The sequence below is a fragment of the Enterobacter cloacae complex sp. I3 genome, assembly GCF_014896175.1.
Taxonomy (GTDB): Bacteria; Pseudomonadota; Gammaproteobacteria; order Enterobacterales; family Enterobacteriaceae; genus Enterobacter; species Enterobacter bugandensis.
In genome coordinates this window covers 25,553-45,887 of record NZ_JADBQZ010000009.1, presented here as the reverse complement: position 1 = coordinate 45,887, position 20,335 = coordinate 25,553, and the positions used below count along the sequence as shown (strand labels likewise).

17 protein-coding genes and 1 tRNA gene are annotated in these 20,335 nt (G+C 56.2%); 10 read left to right on the top strand and 8 right to left on the bottom strand.

The window, feature by feature from the left end; all coding sequences use genetic code 11:
• Window positions 1-170 precede the first annotated feature (170 nt).
• The gene (gene cysS, locus IM271_RS08610; RefSeq protein WP_041911037.1) at window positions 171-1,556 is read left to right on the top strand and encodes a cysteine--tRNA ligase; all 1,386 of its coding nucleotides are present in this window, start codon (window positions 171-173) and stop codon (window positions 1,554-1,556) included.
• A 42-nt stretch (window positions 1,557-1,598) separates the two neighbouring features.
• On the opposite strand, the gene IM271_RS08605 is transcribed toward cysS, so the two are convergent.
• The 5 genes from IM271_RS08605 to folD form a co-directional block, all read right to left on the bottom strand.
• Window positions 1,599-2,120, bottom strand: a complete 522-nt coding sequence (locus tag IM271_RS08605; protein ID WP_193052453.1) for a metal-dependent hydrolase — start codon at window positions 2,118-2,120, stop codon at window positions 1,599-1,601.
• Window positions 2,121-2,193: 73 nt separating this feature from the next.
• Window positions 2,194-3,210 (bottom strand): Mal regulon transcriptional regulator MalI, encoded by a 1,017-nt coding sequence (gene malI / locus IM271_RS08600; RefSeq protein ID WP_193052452.1) that lies wholly within the window; start codon window positions 3,208-3,210, stop codon window positions 2,194-2,196.
• Window positions 3,211-3,293: 83 nt separating this feature from the next.
• On the bottom strand, window positions 3,294-4,793 hold the full coding sequence (locus IM271_RS08595; RefSeq protein ID WP_028012223.1) for a PTS transporter subunit EIIC: 1,500 nt from the start codon (window positions 4,791-4,793) through the stop codon (window positions 3,294-3,296).
• 223 nt (window positions 4,794-5,016) lie between these two features.
• A complete protein-coding gene (gene ybcJ / locus IM271_RS08590) occupies window positions 5,017-5,229 on the bottom strand; it encodes a ribosome-associated protein YbcJ (protein WP_028012224.1) in 213 nt (70 codons plus the stop codon).
• Between the two features lies 1 nt (window position 5,230).
• Window positions 5,231-6,097, bottom strand: a complete 867-nt coding sequence (gene folD / locus IM271_RS08585) for a bifunctional methylenetetrahydrofolate dehydrogenase/methenyltetrahydrofolate cyclohydrolase FolD (RefSeq protein ID WP_028012225.1) — start codon at window positions 6,095-6,097, stop codon at window positions 5,231-5,233.
• Between the two features lie 310 nt (window positions 6,098-6,407).
• Here folD and fimA point away from each other — a divergent pair, with 310 nt between their 5' ends.
• The 6 genes from fimA to sfmF all read left to right on the top strand — a co-directional run bounded on the left by fimA (window position 6,408) and on the right by sfmF (window position 12,419).
• Window positions 6,408-6,971, top strand: coding sequence for a type 1 fimbrial major subunit FimA (fimA, locus tag IM271_RS08580; RefSeq protein ID WP_028012226.1), 564 nt, complete (start codon window positions 6,408-6,410; stop codon window positions 6,969-6,971).
• Window positions 6,972-7,039: 68 nt separating this feature from the next.
• On the top strand, window positions 7,040-7,585 hold the full coding sequence (gene fimI, locus IM271_RS08575; RefSeq protein ID WP_088205209.1) for a type 1 fimbrial protein subunit FimI: 546 nt from the start codon (window positions 7,040-7,042) through the stop codon (window positions 7,583-7,585).
• A 34-nt stretch (window positions 7,586-7,619) separates the two neighbouring features.
• Window positions 7,620-8,312: a type 1 fimbria chaperone FimC gene (gene fimC / locus IM271_RS08570; RefSeq protein ID WP_028012228.1), complete on the top strand. Its 693-nt coding sequence runs from the start codon at window positions 7,620-7,622 to the stop codon at window positions 8,310-8,312.
• A gap of 14 nt (window positions 8,313-8,326) precedes the next feature.
• Complete coding sequence (locus IM271_RS08565; RefSeq protein WP_041911034.1) at window positions 8,327-10,888, top strand: fimbrial biogenesis usher protein; 2,562 nt, start codon at window positions 8,327-8,329, stop codon at window positions 10,886-10,888.
• Complete coding sequence (gene fimH, locus IM271_RS20205; protein WP_059355415.1) at window positions 10,881-11,888, top strand: type 1 fimbria D-mannose specific adhesin FimH; 1,008 nt, start codon at window positions 10,881-10,883, stop codon at window positions 11,886-11,888. Before IM271_RS08565 ends, fimH begins: the two co-directional genes overlap by 8 nt.
• A 9-nt stretch (window positions 11,889-11,897) precedes the next feature.
• Window positions 11,898-12,419, top strand: a complete 522-nt coding sequence (gene sfmF, locus IM271_RS20200) for a fimbria assembly protein (protein ID WP_226858963.1) — start codon at window positions 11,898-11,900, stop codon at window positions 12,417-12,419.
• A 51-nt stretch (window positions 12,420-12,470) separates the two neighbouring features.
• On the opposite strand, the gene fimZ is transcribed toward sfmF, so the two are convergent.
• From fimZ to IM271_RS08545, 3 genes are all read right to left on the bottom strand, one after another.
• A complete protein-coding gene (gene fimZ / locus IM271_RS08555; RefSeq protein ID WP_028012232.1) occupies window positions 12,471-13,103 on the bottom strand; it encodes a fimbria biosynthesis transcriptional regulator FimZ in 633 nt (210 codons plus the stop codon).
• An 812-nt stretch (window positions 13,104-13,915) separates the two neighbouring features.
• The gene (locus tag IM271_RS08550; protein ID WP_028012233.1) at window positions 13,916-14,632 is read right to left on the bottom strand and encodes a response regulator transcription factor; all 717 of its coding nucleotides are present in this window, start codon (window positions 14,630-14,632) and stop codon (window positions 13,916-13,918) included.
• A gap of 24 nt (window positions 14,633-14,656) precedes the next feature.
• A complete protein-coding gene (locus IM271_RS08545; protein WP_059357448.1) occupies window positions 14,657-15,355 on the bottom strand; it encodes an EAL domain-containing protein in 699 nt (232 codons plus the stop codon).
• Window positions 15,356-15,633: 278 nt separating this feature from the next.
• On the opposite strand from IM271_RS08545, the gene IM271_RS08540 reads away from it, so the two are divergent.
• From IM271_RS08540 to IM271_RS08525, 3 genes are all read left to right on the top strand, one after another.
• Window positions 15,634-15,710: transfer RNA gene (locus IM271_RS08540), tRNA-Arg, on the top strand.
• A gap of 288 nt (window positions 15,711-15,998) precedes the next feature.
• Window positions 15,999-18,182, top strand: coding sequence for a TonB-dependent siderophore receptor (locus IM271_RS08530; RefSeq protein ID WP_193052451.1), 2,184 nt, complete (start codon window positions 15,999-16,001; stop codon window positions 18,180-18,182).
• 127 nt (window positions 18,183-18,309) lie between these two features.
• Window positions 18,310-20,283 (top strand): PhoX family phosphatase, encoded by a 1,974-nt coding sequence (locus tag IM271_RS08525; RefSeq protein WP_193052450.1) that lies wholly within the window; start codon window positions 18,310-18,312, stop codon window positions 20,281-20,283.
• Window positions 20,284-20,335: the final 52 nt, after the last annotated feature.

Genomic DNA, 20,335 nt, shown 5'->3' with positions numbered 1-20,335 from the left:
CATCCTGTTCCGTTATTGTGGTACGTCGACCCGCCTTCGGGTCATATATAGGGGCTTGTTATAGCATAACCACAGGACGCGATCACCTTGCATTGTGTGCTGATCCTATTCCGAATTATGGGTATTATATGGAACAAACAACTCACACACGTGTTTACATGGAATCTTCGATGTTAAAAATCTTTAATACAATGACGCGCCAGAAAGAGGAATTTAAACCTATCCATGCCGGGGAAGTCGGCATGTACGTGTGTGGTATTACGGTTTACGATCTCTGTCATATCGGCCATGGCCGTACCTTTGTCGCGTTCGACGTGGTCTCTCGCTACCTGCGCTTCCTGGGCTATAACCTGAAGTACGTGCGTAACATCACCGACATCGACGACAAAATCATCAAGCGCGCTAATGAAAACGGCGAAAGCTTTGTTGCGCTGGTGGATCGCATGATTGTTGAGATGCACAAAGATTTTGATGCCCTCAATATTCTGCGTCCGGACAGCGAGCCGCGTGCGACCCACCATATCCACGAAATTATTGAGATCACCGAAAAGCTGATCGAACGCGGTCATGCGTACGTAGCGGAAAACGGCGACGTGATGTTCTCCGTCCCGACGGACCCAACCTACGGCGCGCTTTCCCGTCAGGACCTGGACCAGCTGCAGGCCGGCGCGCGCGTGGACGTGGTTGACGTGAAGCGTAACCCGATGGACTTCGTGCTATGGAAGATGTCCAAAGAGGGCGAGCCGAGCTGGCCATCCCCGTGGGGCGAAGGCCGTCCGGGCTGGCACATTGAATGTTCCGCGATGAACTGCAAGCAGCTGGGCAATCACTTCGACATTCACGGCGGCGGTTCGGATCTGATGTTCCCGCACCACGAAAACGAAATTGCGCAGTCCACCTGCGCCCACGGCGGCGAGTACGTTAACTACTGGATGCACTCCGGGATGGTGATGGTTGACCGCGAGAAGATGTCGAAATCGCTGGGCAATTTCTTCACCGTGCGCGACGTGCTGAAGTATTACGATGCGGAAACCGTGCGCTACTTCCTGATGTCTGGCCACTATCGTAGCCAGCTGAACTACAGCGAAGAGAACCTGAAGCAGGCGCGCTCGGCGCTGGAGCGTCTGTACACCGCGCTGCGCGGCACCGACAAATCTGTGCCTGCGGCGGGCGGCGAGGCATTCGAAGCGCGCTTCGTTGAGGTGATGAACGACGACTTCAACACGCCGGAAGCCTACTCCGTGCTGTTCGACATGGCGCGTGAGGTCAACCGCCTGAAGTCAGAAGATATGGCGGCGGCGAATGCGCTGGCGTCCCATCTGCGCAAGCTCTCTTCCGTGCTTGGCCTGCTGGAGCAGGAGCCGGACGCGTTCCTGCAGAGCGGCGCGCAGGCGGACGACGGTGAAGTGGCGGAAATTGAAGCGCTGATTAAAGCGCGTCTGGAAGCGCGTCAGGCCAAAGACTGGGCGGCGGCAGATGCGGCGCGTAACCGTCTGACCGAGATGGGCATCATTCTGGAAGACGGCCCGCAGGGGACGACCTGGCGTCGTAAGTAAGTCTGTAACGCCCGGTGGCGCTAACGCTTACCGGGCCTACTTTTACCTTCTTTTCCACCACAACATCCCCATCAGCACCACCCCCGGTAGCCACACCCACAGCAGTTCCGAGATAATGACCTCATGCCCGTACGGCGTGGCGTAGCGCGATAGCGCAAACGGCGCGACCTTAATCACCTGCCACGGCGCAAAGAAGCGCTCGTCTGACCACGGCCACAGCCAGCCGACGCCTTTTCCGCCGGTGGTAACGGCATCCAGCAGGCTGTGCGACAGCAGTGAAACGGTTAAGAACAGCCAGCAGCGCGTCAGGCTGGCCCGGAACCATCGTCGGCCAATCAGCACGCAGAGTAACGGTACCGCAAAGGCAAACAGCAGCGAATGGGTAAAGCCGCGGTGGCCGAAAATATTCCCGTAGGCGACGCCGAATTTGAACGCCAGCACGTCGGCGTCCGGCAGCATGGCGAGCACGATCCCGGCAAACAGCAGGCGGGGAGGGATGACTTTCGTTCCCAGACCTAAGCCCAGGCAAAGGGGAACAGCAGCGTGAGTGATAACGGTAGGCATTGCAATTATCCATGGCAAATCACAGCAATATAGCAGCGAATTCGCTGCAGCAAACCTGTGTCAAATTCTGATTTTACGCCGACTCGCGGGCGATAAGCTGCCCGGACAGCGTAATGCGCTGGGTTTGCAGATCCGGCTCCTTCAGCTTGCGGATAATCAGCCCCGCCGCCTGTCGTCCGGTTTCATCGCTGGCCGAAGAGACGTAGGTGAAGGAAGGGGAGGTGAGGTTGACGTGGAGCATATCTTCAAAACCGATCAGCGCCACCTGCTGGGTCAGGAACACGTCTTTCCCCACGGTGCGGCCCACCTGATGAATGCCGGAAATGGAGCCGATCATCGCATCCGGGGAGTGGCAAAGCAGGGCGGTGATGGAGCTGTTTTTCTCCAGCAGCTGGCGCGTTGCCATCGCGGCGGCCTGGGTGTCGTCGCTGCAGGCCGGTGAATAATCATCGCGCCAGACCAGCCCGTTTTGCGTCATCGCGCTGCGAAAGCCGAGCAGGCGCTGCTCGCGGATAAGACAGCCCTCGCGCCCGCCAATGTAGGCGATCGTGCGGTGTCCGCGTTCGATAAGATAGCGTGCGGCAAGGTTCGCTGCCTGGCGATTATCGCGCATGACCAGATTGCATTTTTCGTCCAGCAGAGACTGCGAGACCACCACCAGCGGCAGCGGGCACTGGCGGATCTGCTCCGGTAAAGCGGCGTTACGGGTGTCAGACGCCAGATAAATAACGCCCGCGACGCCCTGCTGCTTAAACGACAGCAGGGTCCGTTCCAGATGTTCCTGGTCGTTCAGCGGCTGGCCGAGAAACACCATATAACCCTGCTTCTCCAGCTCCTGAACGATGCTCGCCATCACCTTGATGGAAAAGCTGTCGCTGAAGTCGCGCAGGATCAGGCCGATAAGATTGGAGGTGTTGGCGCGGAGGTTGGCAGCGGCAACGTTATGAACATAGCCCAGCGTCGTGATGGCGGCATTGACCTTCTCGATCGTCGCCTCTGAGATTTTCCCTTTCTGACGTAGCACCAGCGACACGGTAGAGACCGAGACGCCCGCGTGCTTTGCGACATCAATGATGCTGACTTTCTTCAAAACCGCTCCCTGAAATTTACCGATTATCAGCCGGATAAGACACGTCTCCCAGCGTACAGGAGACGTGTCGTTCAGGCATCTTATTATTTGCCGATCATGGTGGACATGGTCTGGGCGATAAACTGTGCTCTGGCACCGAAAATCACCTGGATCCCGTTGTCGCCGACGAAGACCACGCCGCGTGCGCCAAGCCCGTTCAGTCCGTCCCTGTCCACCGCATCGCTCTTCGCCACTTCCAGACGCAGGCGGGTGATGCAGGAGCCGACGGAGTCAATGTTCTGCGCGCCGCCCAGCAGGCCGATGATTTCGGTGGCAAGTTCGGAATCGGACTTGTCATTCGCGCTGGCGGTCACCTCCGTACGGCCCGGCGTTTTCACGTCGAAACGACGAATCACGAAGCGGAACGTGAAGTAGTAAATCAGCGCCATCGGAATGCCGATGATAATGGCACTCAGGAAGTTGGTCTGATAGCCGTTAAACGACGGCAGGATCCCGAACGACAGGTAGTCGATAAAGCCCGCCGAGAACGATTTGGCGATATGCGCGTGCAGCAGGTACATGGTCATGTACGCCAGGCCCGCCATGATAGCGTTGAAGACGTACAGAATCGGCGCCACGAAGATAAAGGTGAACTCTACCGGCTCGGTGATCCCCGTCAGGAAGCAGGTGAGGGCAGCGGAGAAGAGAATACCGGCCGCGATTTTCTTATTCTTCGTATGCGCTTCGTGGTACATCGCCAGGCATGCCGCAGGCAGCGCGAACAGCATCAGCGGGAATTCGCCCTGCATGAACTTACCAGCGTTCTGGTAGGTGTCGCTGCTGAAGGATTTCACCCCCTCTTCGAGCATTTTGAACCAGATGGTCTGGTCGCCGTGGATCACCTGGCCCGCCTGGGTGGTGTAATCCCCGAACGAATACCAGAAGGACGGATACCAGATGTGGTGCAGGCCGAGCGGGATCAGCGCGCGCTCCACCAGCCCGAAGATAAAGGTTGATGCCGCCTGGTTATCACCGTTTACGATCACGGAGAGCGCGTCGATACCGGCCTGAATATGCTGCCAGACGTACGGTAGCAGCAGCCCCATCAGGAAAGAGAGAAACGCCGTGGCGATCGCCACAAAGCGCTTCCCGGAGAAGAAGCCGAGGAATTCCGGGAGCTGCATGGTGTGGAAGCGGTTGTAGCACCAGGCTGCGAGAATGCCGCAGATAAGCCCGCCGAAGACGCCCATCTGCAGCGTCGGGATGCCGACCACCATGGCATATTTTCCGCCCTGTGAGGCCATTTCCGGCGTGATGCTTAATACGGTACTGATGGTGATGTTAGTGACAAACACCGACACCGCCGCCGAGAGTGCTGCAATGCCGGATTCCGATGCCAGACCGACAGCAGAGCCGATGGCAAACAGCATCGGCAGGTTATCAAAGATAACCCCGCCGGCGTTCATCATCAGCGGCAGGTGGAACTTATCGCCGAAGGCCAGCAGGAGGCCCGCAGCGGGAAGCAGTGAAATTGGCAGCATTAAGGCGCGACCAATCATCGATAACTTAGACAGCGATTTAACAAACCCTGATATCAGACTCATGCTGATTTCCCCCGAGTAGCGCTTTTTAAGCGCTGTTATTGTAAGTAGAACGTTTTAGTAGAACGTTCTACTTATCGTGGGGAAAGAGTGAAAAACGCGCAACTGAAATCTCACCTTTCAACAGATGAAATAGTGATTATTTGAAGTTGATCGATAAATAACCGTGATGGATATGGGGGGATTTTTGATCCCCTCTCCCCTTTGGGGAGAGGGTGAGGAGGACTCAGGCCGTCACGGTCACGCTCTGCCCTTCAAAGCTCACGGTCTGGCCGGCGACAATCTTGCAGCGCTTGCGGGTTTCCACTACGCCGTCTACTTTCACCTGCCCGTCGGCGATAACGATTTTCGCCTGCGCGCCGCTTTCGCTCCAGCCTTCAAGCTTGAGCAGATCGCACAGCTCAACGTGCGGGTGTTTGCCTAATGAAAATGTGGCCATCTTATGCTTCCTCTACATCGTGGTACTCTTCGCATGCCTGCAAAGTATTCTGAATCAGCGTGGCTACAGTCATCGGACCTACGCCGCCCGGCACTGGCGTAATGTAAGAGGCGCGAGCCGCCGCATCTTCGTACACCACGTCGCCGACCACTTTGCCGTTTTCCAGACGGTTAATCCCGACGTCCACGACAATCGCGCCCTCTTTGATCCACTCGCCCGGAATAAAGCCCGGCTTGCCGACCGCGACGATCAGCAGATCGGCGTTTTCAACGTGGTGACGCAGGTTTTTGGTAAAGCGGTGGGTCACGGTGGTGGTGCAGCCGGCCAGCAGCAGCTCCATGCTCATCGGACGGCCCACGATATTGGACGCGCCGATGACCACGGCGTTCAGGCCGTAGGTGTCGATGTTATAACGCTCCAGCAGCGTCACGATGCCGCGCGGGGTGCACGGGCGCAGACGCGGCGCGCGCTGGCACAGGCGGCCCACGTTGTACGGATGGAAACCGTCGACGTCTTTATCTGGCGCGATACGCTCCAGCACCTTCACGTTGTCGATGCCCGCAGGCAGCGGCAGCTGAACCAGAATGCCGTCGATCTCTTTATCGGCATTCAGGGTGTCAATAAGTTCCAGCAGTTCCGCTTCGCTGGTGGTTTCCGGCAAATCGTAAGAGCGGGAGACGAACCCCACCTCTTCACACGCTTTGCGTTTGCTGCCGACATAAATCTGTGATGCCGGGTTGCTGCCAACCAGCACAACGGCCAGCCCGGGAGCGCGTTTTCCGGCGGCTTTACGCGCCTTCACTTTTTCCGCGACCTCAGAGCGCACCTGCTGCGCAATCGTTTTACCGTCAATAATCTTTGCTGCCATCAGAGAGAAGATTCCGTCTGTAACGTTTGAAAGGGGGGATTGCTTGTATTTTGTCAGAAGCGAGCGCCGCTGTCAGTCACCCTTTACGAGTTTTCATCCGTGAGGCGCAAAAACCCTTCTTAAGTGATGGTCAATTTCTTAGACGGGATTAGGATGTGACCTGGCGAAATGGCAGTGTTTTGACATATTTAAAAATTACATCCTGAGCTACTTTGTCTCCTCCGAAATAAGTTTTCAATTATGCAATTGAACGTATTTCTTATTCCCGATTTTTCGCGGGAAGGGTTATTTACATTTTAAAGGAATAGACATGAAACTCAGCAACATTGCTTCTTCTGTTATTGCAACACTGGCCCTGGTCGCGGGTGCCGCTAATGCAGCCGATCCCGTTACGCCGGTTACCGTAAATGGCGGTACCGTGCATTTTAAAGGTGAACTGGTTAATGCTGCTTGTTCAGTAAATACCGATTCTTCCGAGCAGACGGTTAATCTCGGTCAGTATCGTACCGCGAAATTCACCAAAGTGGGCGACACCACCTCTAATATTCCGTTCAACATTGAACTGAATGACTGCGATCCGCTGGTTGCGAAAACCGCTGCCGTTGCTTTCACCGGCCAGATCGACGCGACCGACAAAACCCTGCTGGCCGTGACGTCCGGTAACAACGACAACACCGCGAAAGGCGTGGGTATCGAGATCCTCGACAGCAAATCTAGCGTGCTGACCCCGGACGGTGCCACCTTCTCTGCCGCGAAAGACCTGATTAAAGGGACTAACACCCTGCAATTCACCGCGCGCTACAAATCAACGGCTGCAACCACCGAGCCAGGCCAGGCGAACGCTGACGCCACCTTCGTAATGAAATACGAATAATACCCTCGCACAGGGATGTTCAGGCCTCAGGGACGAGGCCCGTCATACGCTACTGCCAGGAACGAAGGATGACAAGGACTGGAACACTACTGCTGTTAACCCTTGCGATGGCCTGCCCGGCATCGGCGCATACCGTGGTGATCGAAGGCGGCAAGGTGCATCTTCGTGGGGAGCTGGTAAACGGCGGCTGCGCCGTGGCGCCCGACAGCCAGAATATGCGCATCGACATGGGGCAGTACCGAACCAATTCATTTTCCGGTGTGGGCAGCTTTTCAACGGTTAATGTGCCGTTCACCGTGCGGCTGCTGGACTGCAGCGTGGATGTCTCCCGCATCGTGGGGATCCAATTTCAGGGCGTGACGCCCGCGGAAGATCCGCAGGTTTTTCTGGCGACATCGCGGCCAGGTGAAAGGCCTGTCAGCAGCGGTGTAGGGCTGGCGCTTTTTGATGAGCAGCAGCGTCAGATTATCCCGAATGCGACGGCCGTCAGCTGGTTGCCCGTGAATACCAGCGAGCTCGCATTTCATTTTAGCGCCCGCTATCGCGCTATTTCCGAACACCTCGTGCCAGGCAATATTCAGTCGGATGTCTGGTTTACGTTGATTTATCCATAACACCTGCGAACACATTATTAAAGGTACGGTTTTGATGAATATGCTAATTAAACCAGGACTGCTTTTATCGTTTATTTTAATGATGGTTTCTGCTTGCGCGAATGCTTCCGGCGGTATTGCGCTGGGGGCCACGCGCGTTATTTATCCGGCGGATGCGAAGCAAACGTCGCTGGCGATCACCAACAGCAATAAACAAGAACGCTACTTAATTAACGCGTGGATCGAAAATGCCAGCGGGCAAAAGGAAAAAACCTTTGCCGTCACGCCGCCGCTGTTCGTTAGCGAGCCGGACAGCGAAAACACGCTGCGTATTATTTACGCCGGGCCCGCGCTGCCCGCCGATCGCGAATCGCTCTTTTACATGAACGTGAAGGCGATCCCGTCAGTGAACAAAGCGAAAACGGAAAACAATAACGTGCTGCAGCTGGCGATCCTTTCGCGCATCAAGCTGTTTGTGCGCCCGAATAACCTGGCGATGCAGCCGGATGAGGCGCTTTCCCAGCTGCGCTTTGAGCGCGTGGGGAACCATCTCAAAGTCAGCAACGCCTCGCCGTATTACATCACTCTGGTCAACCTGAAGCTGGGCGGTCAGACGCTGGAAAACCTGATGGTCGCGCCGAAAAACTCGGCTCAGCAGGTGCTGCCTGCCGGGGCTGGCGGTACGCTCTCCTGGCAGAGCGTGAATGACTACGGTGCCATTACACCGGCGCGCAGCGTCAACCTGTGAGCAGAGTCAGGGCGATGAAAAACCACCAGGGACGTTACTGCCCGGTTGCACTGGCGCTGATGGCCGCGCTCTGGCCGCAGGCTGGCTGGAGCGAAAGCTACTTCAACCCGGCCTTCTTATCCGACGACACCGCCAGCGTGGCGGATTTGTCGCGTTTTGAACAGGGGCACCAGCAGGCACCCGGCATCTATCGCGTGGATATCTGGCGTAACGATGAGTTTATCGGCACCCAGGACGTGCGTTTTGAACAGGCCGAGAACACGCCGCCGGTGGCGGGCGGCCTGTCGCCGTGCATTACGCGCGCGATGCTCGATCGCTTTGGCGTCAACGTTGCCGCATTTCCCGAGCTGGCGAAGGTGCAGGGTGAAACGTGCGTTCCATTGACCACGGCTATTCCCGGCAGCGAAACGGTATTTAACTTTGCTTCACAGCGCCTGAACGTCAGCCTGCCGCAGGTGGCAATGCAAAACAGCGCGCGCGGCTATATTCCGCCTGAACAGTGGGATGAAGGCATTCCCGCCGCGCTGGTGAACTACAGCTTTACGGGCAACCGGGGAAGCGAAGACGACAGCTATTACCTGAACCTGCAGAGCGGGCTGAACTATGGTGCCTGGCGTTTACGCAACAACGGCGCATGGCGCTACACGCAAAATAACGGGAAGCGGCGCAGCGAGTGGCAGAATATTGGCACCTGGGCGCAGCGCACCGTTATCCCACTGAAAAGTGAGCTGGTGCTGGGCGACAGCAACACCGGGAATGACGTTTTCGACAGCGTCGGTTTTCGCGGCGGGCGGCTCTATTCGTCTGACAGCATGTACCCCGACAGCCTGCAGGGTTACGCGCCGACCGTACGCGGTATTGCCCGTACGCCTGCCAAAGTGGTGGTTCGCCAGAACGGCTACGTTATCTATCAAAGCTACGTCCAGCCCGGCGCGTTCGCCATTACCGATCTTAACCCGACCTCCTCCAGCGGTGACCTTGACGTCACGGTGGAAGAGAAAGACGGCAGCCAGCAGCGCTACACCGTGCCGTACTCCACCGTGCCGCTCCTGCAGCGTGAAGGGCGCTGGAAATATGACCTCGTGGCGGGGGATTACCGCAGCGGTAACAGCGACCAGGATACACCGTTCTTCGCCCAGGGCACCCTGATTACCGGCCTTGCTAACGGCTTTACGCTCTATGGCGGCACCCAGCTGGCGTCACGCTATACCGCAGTGGCCGTCGGGGCCGGGAAAAACCTCGGTGACTGGGGCGCAGTCTCCGTCGATATCACCCACGCCCGCAGCCAGCTCGCGGACGACAGCAAACATGAAGGTCAGTCCCTGCGTTTTCTGTATGCAAAATCGCTGAACGGGTTTGGCACCAACTTCCAGCTGCTGGGCTACCGCTACTCAACGAAGGGGTTTTACACCCTGGACGACGTGGCCTGGCGCTCAATGGAGGGCTACCAGTATGCCGATAGCCAGGACGATAACGATGTGCCGGACGTGCAGAGCTATCACAACCTGACGTGGAATAAAAAAGGCCGCTTCCAGCTCAACATTTCCCAGTCGCTGGGGGATTACGGCTCGGTCTATATCTCCGGGAGTGAGCAAACCTACTGGGGGACGGACGAAACAAACCTCTGGTATCAGCTGGGCTACGCGGGGGGCGTGAAGGGGATCAACTACTCCCTGTCATGGTCGTGGAACAAATCCGTCGGGATCGACGGTACCGACCGGATCGCGTCGTTTAACGTCTCCGTGCCGTTTAGCCTCTTTACCCGCCAGGGCTATCGCCGGGACAGCGCGATCGATCGCGCCTATGCCACCGCATCCGCCAGCCGAAACAGCGATGGCGACACGAGCTGGCAAACCGGCGTCAGCGGCACGCTGCTTGAGGACCGCAACCTGAACTACAGCGTGACCCAGGGACACGCCAGCACCAACGGCTCAAGCGGAAGCGCCAGCGCCAACTGGCAGGCGACCTACGGCACGCTGGGCGTGGGCTACAACTATTCCCGCGATCAGCACGATCTCAACTGGCAGCTCTCCGGCGGGGTGGTTGGCCATTCTGACGGCGTGACCTTCAGCCAGCCGCTGGGCGATACCAACGTGCTGATTAAGGCGCCGGGGGCATCAGGCGTCAGCGTGGAAAACCAGACCGGCGTGAAGACGGACTGGCGAGGCTACGCGGTCATGCCGTATGCCACCGTCTACCGCTACAACCGCGTGGCGCTGGATACCAATACCATGAGCAACAACACCGACATCGAAAACAACGTGAGCAGCGTGGTGCCGACCAAAGGCGCGCTGGTCCGCGCCAGCTTTGATACCCGCATTGGCGTGCGCGCCCTGCTGACGGTAACGCGCGGCAACCAGCCGGTGCCGTTCGGCGCCGTGGTGCGCGAAACCCAGAGCGGCGTGACCAGCATGGTGGGGGATGACGGGCAAATTTACCTGAGTGGGCTGCCGCTGGAAGGCGAACTGCTGGTCCAGTGGGGTAACGGGGCGCAGTCCCAGTGCCGTGCGCCTTACAGCTTGCCTGAAAAGAGCCTGCAACAGGCGATCACACTTAAGGGGATCCGCTGTGATTAAAATCCATATCTTTGCCTTGTCGCTTCTGGCACTCCTGCCCGCGACAAACGCGTTAGCCACCGTGTGCGTCAATGAAAAGGGCGTGCCGACGGAGGTGCATTACGACCTGACGGATAAATTCAACAGCTCGAATAACCAGGTTGGGCAGGTTGTCACCCTCAGCGAGAAATCGCAGTGGGTGGGGGTCAACGCCGTCTGCCCGAAGGGCACCGTCGGGAATACCACCAAGCGCAGCTACGTGACGGATTACCCGATCACCGGGACCAGCGATGGCTATCAGTATCTGAAGCTTAACGACTATCTGGACGGGGCGATGAAGATCACGGACAGCTATGCTGGCGCGTTTTATCCACCCAAAAGCTATATCCAGATGGGGAGCCATCCGAACGTTTCAAAAAACAAACCGTTTGGCGTGCAGGATTCCAGCCTTATTTTCCGTCTTAAGGTGACCCGACGCTTTATCAATATGGTGGTGATCCCGCGTGCCACCATGTTCCGCGTTTACGTCACTACCACCTCCTCCGATCCGTTGACCACGCCGGTCTACACCATCAGCTACAGCGGAACCATTCAGGTGCCGCAGAGCTGCGCCATCAACGCCGGCAATGTGGTTGAATTTGATTTCGGCGACATTGGCGCCTCCCTGTTCAGCAAGGCGGGCGTGGGTAACAAGCCGGAGGGCGTCTCATCGCAAAGCAAAACCATCGCGATTAAATGCACCAACGTGGAGGCAAACGCCATGCTGACGATGCGCGTCGAGGCTGAAAAGGTCTCCAATAATGTGGTGGTGTCGGATAACCCGGATGTGGGGTTTATCATTGCCAACGAGAGCGGTGCGCCGCTCACGCCTAACAACCTGACGAGCAAAATTCCGTTCCGCCTGGACGACAGCGCGCAGGCGCAGGTGGGGATCCGGGTCTGGCCGGTGAGCGTGACGGGCAACAAGCCAGCGGAAGGACGCTTTACCTCACGCGGATATTTGCGTGTGGATTACGACTAAGGAGCAGACATGCGAAACGGGATCCGTTTTATCACCGTGGCGCTCTTTGCGCTTTGCACCCAGGCTCAGGCGGAAACCGCATTGGGAGAAATTAATATTCGGCTCTACGGCAATATTGTCGATTTCACCTGCGTGGCAGAGGGTAACGATAGCGACAAAACGGTCACGCTGGGCACCTGGCCCACTAAGCAACTCAACACCACGGGGAGCCGCACGCAGCCTATGCCCTTCACGCTGAAGCTGACCGGCTGTCCCCCCGGGGCGGCGTCCATTACGTTCTCGGGTAAGGCTGACGGGAGCAATAGCGGGTTGCTGGCGCTGAATGATGCCAGTACAGCGAGCCACGTCGCCGTCGAAATCAGGGATGCGGATAAAACGCGTCTGGCGCTTCAGCAGGTCAGCCAGCCGGTCACGGTTGATGCACAGGGGAATGCGACCCTATCATTTTATGCCAATTATATTGCTACGGCCGATAACCCTCAGCCCGGACGGGCTGATGCGGATGCTACCTTCATGATTAATTATAATTAGCACTGACCGCACTCCCTGCAGCTCGGATAAACTGCAGGGAGTGAATTCAGGTTATAGCAGCTCGTGCGCTTTGGCGTAATCTATTAATTCCACGATGCTTTGTACGCCAAGCTTGGAATAAATATTGGATTTGTGCGCACTGATGGTCTTATTGCTTAACAGTAACTGTTCAGCAATCTCCTTATTGGATAATCCATTCGCCAGATAACGTAATACCGTGACCTCGCGATTCGATAATGGCATATCCGCTGCCATCCCTTTTCCCGAACCCATATGGTTTATAAAATTCAGCGTTTCCGACGGGAAAAAAGAATAACCCATCAGAATCATCTCTACGGCGTTGTAGATCTCACCCAAATCTTTTCGTTTACTGACGAAGCCGTTGGCCCCGGCGCGAATCGCACGACCCGCGTAAAATAACTCTGATTTAGAGGAGAGGAACAGAATCTTAATGTCTTTGTTTAAGTTTCTGATTCTCTTCAGTAAAGCGAAGGCGTCTGTGCCCGTAAGTTCGATGTCAAGGATCACCAAATCGATAGGATGATTGCGAATACAGTCAAGAACTTCATGGCTATCGCCAGACTTAAGCTTGACTGTGATATTTTTATTTTTCTGTAGCAGGACCTCTATCGACATTCTGACGATAGGATGTTCGTCCATAATGATAACGGATGCCGGTTTCATTTTTAATGCCTCAGATTGTTAAAAGCGTTATGCAGAGTTTTGTAAAACTCTCGAAATGCCGGAAGGATATAAAGTGCAGATCCCTATACCGTAGTATTTCCCTGGAAAGAGCGAAAGCATCCTTGTTTACGTAATGAAAAGAACAGTGCCTCAGCGCGGTCATCTCATTTGGCTGGTGTTGGCAAAAAGATTTTTCTTATTCAGATTTGGTACGCATCTTATTATACAGAGTAAGTTTTTTCCGAAAACCCTGTAAATTAGTCTCCGCTTATTGGTTTGTATTATCTTCTGGATCTTAATGGCTATGTTTTTAAATTTAGCGGAAATATCCTGTTATCCCATTTACCGCATCTTTTCATCTTTATGTAATAACAAAAAATAACAGATGTCACTTTATGTTGCGTAATTGTTAATAAAAAAGACCGTCGATTCGGCGGGCGACCCAGGGTCAAAGAGGCGAAAAAGTGCCCTCGCAAGGTGTCAAACCTTCATCTGAAAGTGCTTAAGGCGCATCAACGTCACGCCATCATCGCGCAGGAGAACATGCTATTCACTTTGCTTTCCGCTCCTGGAGAGTGAAGCGAAGCTGCTTGTTTTTACATCATTATCATCTTATTAACGCCTTCTGCATTCACTTAACGGATGGAGGAAAGTGCTGCCTTTGGTTCATTCTGTGACATTTCACATGGTTCCGAACCATAAATTAGGAATAGTTATAAAATCGAATACATTGTTAAAATTTAACCATTTCATAACATGCGTGGTAAGTAAATTCCTAAAGCGCTTTAGGAAATAAGAAGTTAGTGCGTAAGTTAAAACGTGCAGTCAGAGAGGTTATTAAGAAGGTGTAACAATTCCTGGCGATGGCTCAGCCCCAGCTTAAGCAGGATGCAGCTGAGACGATAGATAATGCGGCTATAGGGGCGATTCTGCAGAAGGGCAATCTGACGCAGCGTCTTACCGCGGGCAAGCTCCTGCAAAATGGGCCATTCATTGCGGGAAAACCAGTCTTTATCGGACCCCTGCGGTGGGCGGGCATCCATCAGGCTGTGTTGAAGCCCTGCCGCGTTCATCTGACGTTCCAGCACGTGAAAAGGCCCCGCAGCTTTGCAGAAGAGGCGGGTATCATAATTATCTGCCCGGACCAGTAGCCACGGCGTCAGGAAGGGGGGATACAGGCTATGCCTTCTTAACTGATCCAGTTGATCAATCAGCCCGGTGGAACGGCTTTCTACATCCACCACCAGACGCGCTGAAGGCCATTGTGCCTGAGCACCGAGCGCATCATCCAGTGAGATATAGTCGCAACAGCTGCTCAGGGGAAACTGCCCATTGAGAAAACCGGTGCGCAGAAAATGATCCTCCGTGACCAGAATGATAAACGGAGCGTCGGTTTTTCGGGGCTGGCTGATGGACTGGCTCAAAAACTCGAGCCGGTCGAAAAAGGGGGGAGCAAAAGGTGAGCGCGTAAATCCCAGTGCATCACTTCCTGTACGCCGCCGCCGGTAACGGCGCACTGTCATTCGCATGGTCTCCCTCCTGGAAATGGCTCTTTAATCCTCCGGCCATGTCCAGGACGGCCAGTAATATCCCTGGCCGAGATCTGCGCCTGCCTGCAGTGCCCAGGTGCGATCGCGTTCAGTCTCAATACCTTCGATGAGCACGCTCCCGGCCAGCTGAAAGCAACGTGAAACCAGCTGCCTCAGCGCGGGTGTGGCGCGTAAACGCCAGAATGCGCCCTTATCAATTTTGATGCCGTTCAACGGTAATCGACAAAATAAAAACGGCTGAATAACCGTTTCGTCGATGTCATCCAGCCATATACTGTGCCCCTGTTCCCGGAGTTTCGACAGGTTTTGAATGACGCGCTGCTTCTGTGCGGCAGAGAAAGCCAGAAAGACAGAGAGATCAACAATCTCGATATTCAGCGGCGTGTTTTTCAGATTGATGAGCCGCTGAAAGGACGCTGGCTCTGTCAGAACGGTTATCGGCAGATTAATAAAAAGATTTTTACCGTGCGGCGTCTTTTTTAGTGCAGCAAGCTGCGCTTCAAGCAGCGTCATTGACCAGCCTGCCGACTGATGGCGGAAAAAATCCTCGCTGTGCTGCGTTTCGGACAGAATGCTAAGCACCTCCACGCCAACCTGACGCTGAGAGGTGAGGGCGACGACAGGCTCCAGTTTGATGCCGACGATGTCCTGAGACATAAACTGTAACCGGGGGGGCGTATCGAACGGGTTGTGCGCTGTCACTCCATTGTCCTGTTGTCTGTCAGCCTCCAGGCGGCCGGGAAACCTCGCTCTAGTGTGACGAGCCGACGAGCAGGAAAACAGCAGGCGTTACTTAAATGCAACTAAGCCTTTTCGCAGCGCTAAATTTTACGGTGAAACAGCGAGAAATGTTGAGAAAATAGCCGTATTTACAATCGGCTAGCGGTAATTGCCCCCGAAAACGGAAAAGGCATTGACTCACCTGCCATTGACCGTATAATTCTTCGCGTTTCACCACCGCGAAGTTCACTCTTCTCAGTGCGCCCTTAGCTCAGTTGGATAGAGCAACGGCCTTCTAAGCCGTAGGTCGTAGGTTCGAATCCTACAGGGCGTGCCATTTAGAAACAGGCACTTACGCCAGTTTCAAACCATCCTGATTTTCTCCTTGTGTCGTATTTGCGTCATGGTTGCCAAAATGGCATCCATTTTCCGTGCGTGTTCACTTAAATGGTTCAGCGCAAGGTGAGCATCCCCTTTTATCACGCATTAACTTGAGCAGGATCCTGCAGAGATTTGCGCTTGCCAAAGCATAGATAATGCGTATAGTTCTCATTTGCATTGCAACCAATATATTCTAAGGCCCGTCCACGGGCTATTTTTGCGCGCACTTTCAAACGAGTTAACGATGAACAACACCAAAATGCATAAAACGCTGCTGGCGCTCGCCATTGGCGCGGTTACACATTCCGCCTGGGCGGCAGAGGATAAAAAAGAAGACACCATCGTTGTGCAGTCTGCACCTGCCGGCGACTTTAAACCCGGTGGCGACCAGCTGGTGCCGGCCTTCCTTGACGGACAGGTGGCGAACGGCGGGCGAATGGGGATGCTCGGCCAGCAGAACGCCATGGACGTGCCGTTCAACATCATCAGCTACACCTCAAAGCTGGTGGAAGATCAGCAGGCGAAAACCATTGCTGACGTGGTCGCCAACGACGCGGGCGTGCAGTTTGTTCAGGGTTACGGCAACAGCGCAGAAACCTTCCGCATTCGCGGCCTGAAGTTTGACGGCGACGACATGACCTTCGGTGGCCTCTCCGGCGTGCTGCCGCGTCAGGTGGTGGATGCCCAGATGGTTGACCGCATTGAGATCTTCAAAGGGGCCAACTCCCTGATGAACGGCGCGGCAAGCTCGGGTGTGGGCGGGATGATTAACCTTGAGCCTAAACACGCGGGCGACACCCCGCAGGCGAAAGTGGGCGTGGACTACACCTCGGATTCCCAGATTGGCACCACGCTGGATGCGGGGCGTCGCTTTGGCGATAACGACCAGTTCGGCGCGCGCGTGAACCTCGTGCATCGTGAAGGGGAAACCGGCGTACCGAACGATCGCCGCCGCACCACGCTGCTCTCCACCGGCCTGGACTACAAAGGCGACCGCTTCCGCACCTCGCTGGATCTGGGCTATCAGAAAAAAACCTTCCACGGCAGCCCGACCAGCGTCAACATCTCGGCGGTGGATTTTGTGCCAGAACCGCCGAAGAACGATCGTAACTTCTCGCAGAAGTGGGCCTACAGCGATATCGAAAACGAGTTCGGGATGTGGCGCAGCGAGTACGACATCACCGACAGCTGGACGGCCTATACCGGCCTGGGCGCGCAGCACGCGCATGAAGAAGGGATCTACAGCGCACCGAAGCTGGTGGACAAGAGCGGCAAGGCGACGGCCAGCCGACTGGATACCAACCGCATCAGCGATTCCGTCAGCGGCATGGCGGGCATTCGCGGCAACTTCAACACCGGCTTCGTCTCGCATAAGGTCAACGTCGGGTATTCCGCAATGACCAAAAACGAAAAAATCGCGTGGAAAATGTCGGCGACGGCGGATAACCCGACCACCAACATCTACCACAACACCGGCGTGGATATGCCGGACAGCACCAACTTCAACGGCTCCGGCGGTAAATACAGCGATCCGCTGACCAGCGGGCGCACCCGCACCCAGGGCTGGCTGCTGAGCGATACCTTGGGCGTGCTTGATGACAAGCTGCTGTTCACCGCAGGCGCGCGCCATCAGAAAGTGGTCGTTCGCGGGTATAACAAAATTACCGGCGCAGAGAACGACGCGGACGGCTTCGACGGCAGCCGCTGGATGCCAACCTACGGCGTGGTTTACAAACCGTGGGAAGAAATTTCCCTCTACGCCAACCACACCGAAGCGCTGCAGCCGGGCAAAACCGCACCTAACACCGCCACCAACTACGGCCAGAGCACCGGCATCGTTCACTCTAAGCAGAACGAAGTGGGCGTGAAGGCGGACTTCGGGCGCGTGGGCGGCTCTCTGGCGCTGTTTGAGATTAAAATGCCCTCGGCGATCCTCGATGCTAACAATCACTACGGCCTGGACGCTGAACAGCGCAACCGTGGCGTGGAGCTGAACGTCTTCGGCGAGCCGATGCTCGGGATGCGTCTGAACGCCAGCGCCACCTGGCTGCAGGCGGAGCTAACCAAAACCAAAAACGGCGTGAACCAGGGCAACGATGCAATTGGTATTCCGAACTTCTACGCCGTGCTGGGCGCGGAGTACGACATCAAGCCGGTTGACGGCCTGACAGCGACCGCGCGCGTGAACCACTCCGGCACGCAGTATGCCGACCTCGCGAACAGCAAAAAGCTGGATAGCTACACCACGCTGGATCTGGGCATGCGCTATCGCTTCGCGGTGAACCACAACGCAAACCAGATGACCGTGCGCGCGGGCATCGACAACGTGACCAATGAGAACTACTGGGCCAGCGTGGACGATTCCGGTACCTACATCACTCAGGGCGAACCGCGTACCTTTAAGGTCTCGGTTGGCTACGAGTTCTAAGCGTTCCACCTCGTTATCCGGGGCACGGATGCCCCCATCCTTCCGTCATCGTGTTATAAAATTGTAATAAAAGCTTCTTACACTGGTCGCCAACTCTTTACCTCTTGGCCAATGACAGGAAGCCGCTATGGGCAGACCCCTCAAATCCGTTTTTAAAAAAGAACATCGCGACGACATCGCTAACCGCAGCGCAAACCCGGTATTCTCCGAGGTGGCGGAGGTGTTCCTCTCCCGCCGCCGTTTTCTCCAGATGGGGGCCGTTGCGGGGGCCGCCGTATCATTCCCGTTTCTGATCAAACCTGAGAACGCCATTGCCGCGGTATCGAAGCCTTCCGCGCTGGCAAAAGCGGTTTCCCTGGGCTTTACCAGCATCGACGTCTCTACCGAAGATACGGTCAGGGTGCCGGAAGGCTATATTGCCCGCCCGTTCTATCGTTGGGGTGACCCGACGGGGATCAAAAACAACATGCCGGCCTTTAAGCCGGACGCCAGCAACACCACGGACGAACAGGCTGTGCAGGCGGGTATGCACCACGACGGCATGGCGTGGTTTAGCCTGCCGCAGGGGGAGCAAAACCCGGAGCATGGCCTGCTGGCGATGAACCATGAATACATCGACAACGGGATGCTGTTTACCGACGGTACGGCGAACTGGAGCCTCGACAAGGCCCGCAAGGGGCAGAACGCGATGGGCGTCTCGGTGGTGGAAGTGAAAAAAGCGGGCAGCGACTGGCAGGTGGTACGCCCGTCTTCATATGCCCGCCGCATCACCGTCAATACGCCGATGCAGCTTACCGGCCCGGCGCGGCATCAGGACTTAATGAAAACCGCCGCCGACCCGCAGGGGGAGCGCGTGCTGGGCACCATGCAAAACTGCGCTAACGGCCACACGCCGTGGGGCACCTATCTCACCTGCGAGGAAAACTGGTCGGATATTTTTGTCAAAAAAGCCGATCTCAATCCGCTGGAAAAACGCTACGGCATCAGCGACAGCGATGAATCCTACCGCTGGAACGAGGTGGACGAGCGGTTCAGCGTCGATAAAACCCCTAACGAACCCAACCGTTTCGGCTGGGTCGTGGAGATCGATCCCTACAACCCCACCTCCACACCGCGCAAGCACACCGCCCTGGGCCGCATCAAGCATGAGGGGGCAGCCGTCACGCTCGCCGCCGATAACCGCGTGGTGGTCTACATGGGGGACGATCAGAAGTTTGAGTACATCTATAAGTTTGTCTCGGACAAAAAATACGATCCCGCGAACCGTGAAGCCAATATGCAGCTGCTGACCTCCGGCACGCTGTACGTCGCCAGGTTCAACGAGGACGGTAGCGGCGACTGGCTGCCGCTGATCTACGGGCAAAACGGCCTGGATAAGAGTAAAGGGTTTGAAAGCCAGGGGGATCTGCTGATTAAAACTCGCCTGGCGGCCGACGCGGTGGGGGCGACCAAAATGGATCGCCCCGAATGGATAGCCGTCGATCCGCACGCCAGCGGCAGCGTCTACTGTACGCTCACCAACAACAGCGATCGCGGGAAAGAGGGGAAAGCGCCGGTGGATGCCGCCAACCCGCGCGCCAACAACGTGTTTGGGCATATTATGCACTGGCACGAAGACGGGGCCGATCCTGCTGCCGCGCGCTTTAAGTGGGATATTCTGGTCATGGCCGGACGCACCGACGGCGACGATCCGAAGGCCAAAGGCTCCATGCAGGGCGCGGCATTCGGCAGTCCGGACGGACTCTCTTTCGATCATCAGGGCGTCCTGTGGATCCAGACCGACGTCTCCTCCAGCACCATCAATAAGAAAGCGTACGAGGGAATGGGCAATAACCAGATGGTGGCGACCATTCCGGGCACCAACGAGTATCGCCGTTTCCTGACCGGGCCGCGCGGGTGTGAGATCACCGGCATTGCGTTTACGCCGGACAACCGCACGCTGTTTATCAACATTCAGCACCCAGGGGAGGGCGGGGATGATATTACCGACCCGGCCAATCCGCGCGCCGTCTCTAACTGGCCGGACGCCAGCCCGAACGGACGCCCGCGATCGTCCACGGTGGTGATCGTGAAAGCGGACGGCGGAATTATCGGGTCGTGACGTTTATCCGCCGGGCGCACGCGCTGGCCCGGCGTTAAGCTTGCTACCACCA

Excerpts from the sequence above, each read along its gene's own strand:
- cysS (WP_041911037.1), top strand. The coding sequence starts at position 171 with ATGTTAAAAATCTTTAATACAATGACGCGCCAGAAAGAGGAATTTAAA.
- IM271_RS08605 (WP_193052453.1), bottom strand. The coding sequence starts at position 2,120 with ATGCCTACCGTTATCACTCACGCTGCTGTTCCCCTTTGCCTGGGCTTA.
- IM271_RS08595 (WP_028012223.1), bottom strand. The coding sequence starts at position 4,793 with ATGAGTCTGATATCAGGGTTTGTTAAATCGCTGTCTAAGTTATCGATG.
- ybcJ (WP_028012224.1), bottom strand. The coding sequence starts at position 5,229 with ATGGCCACATTTTCATTAGGCAAACACCCGCACGTTGAGCTGTGCGAT.
- folD (WP_028012225.1), bottom strand. The coding sequence starts at position 6,097 with ATGGCAGCAAAGATTATTGACGGTAAAACGATTGCGCAGCAGGTGCGC.
- fimA (WP_028012226.1), top strand. The coding sequence starts at position 6,408 with ATGAAACTCAGCAACATTGCTTCTTCTGTTATTGCAACACTGGCCCTG.
- fimI (WP_088205209.1), top strand. The coding sequence starts at position 7,040 with ATGACAAGGACTGGAACACTACTGCTGTTAACCCTTGCGATGGCCTGC.
- fimC (WP_028012228.1), top strand. The coding sequence starts at position 7,620 with ATGAATATGCTAATTAAACCAGGACTGCTTTTATCGTTTATTTTAATG.
- IM271_RS08565 (WP_041911034.1), top strand. The coding sequence starts at position 8,327 with ATGAAAAACCACCAGGGACGTTACTGCCCGGTTGCACTGGCGCTGATG.
- sfmF (WP_226858963.1), top strand. The coding sequence starts at position 11,898 with ATGCGAAACGGGATCCGTTTTATCACCGTGGCGCTCTTTGCGCTTTGC.
- fimZ (WP_028012232.1), bottom strand. The coding sequence starts at position 13,103 with ATGAAACCGGCATCCGTTATCATTATGGACGAACATCCTATCGTCAGA.
- IM271_RS08550 (WP_028012233.1), bottom strand. The coding sequence starts at position 14,632 with ATGCGAATGACAGTGCGCCGTTACCGGCGGCGGCGTACAGGAAGTGAT.
- IM271_RS08530 (WP_193052451.1), top strand. The coding sequence starts at position 15,999 with ATGAACAACACCAAAATGCATAAAACGCTGCTGGCGCTCGCCATTGGC.
- IM271_RS08525 (WP_193052450.1), top strand. The coding sequence starts at position 18,310 with ATGGGCAGACCCCTCAAATCCGTTTTTAAAAAAGAACATCGCGACGAC.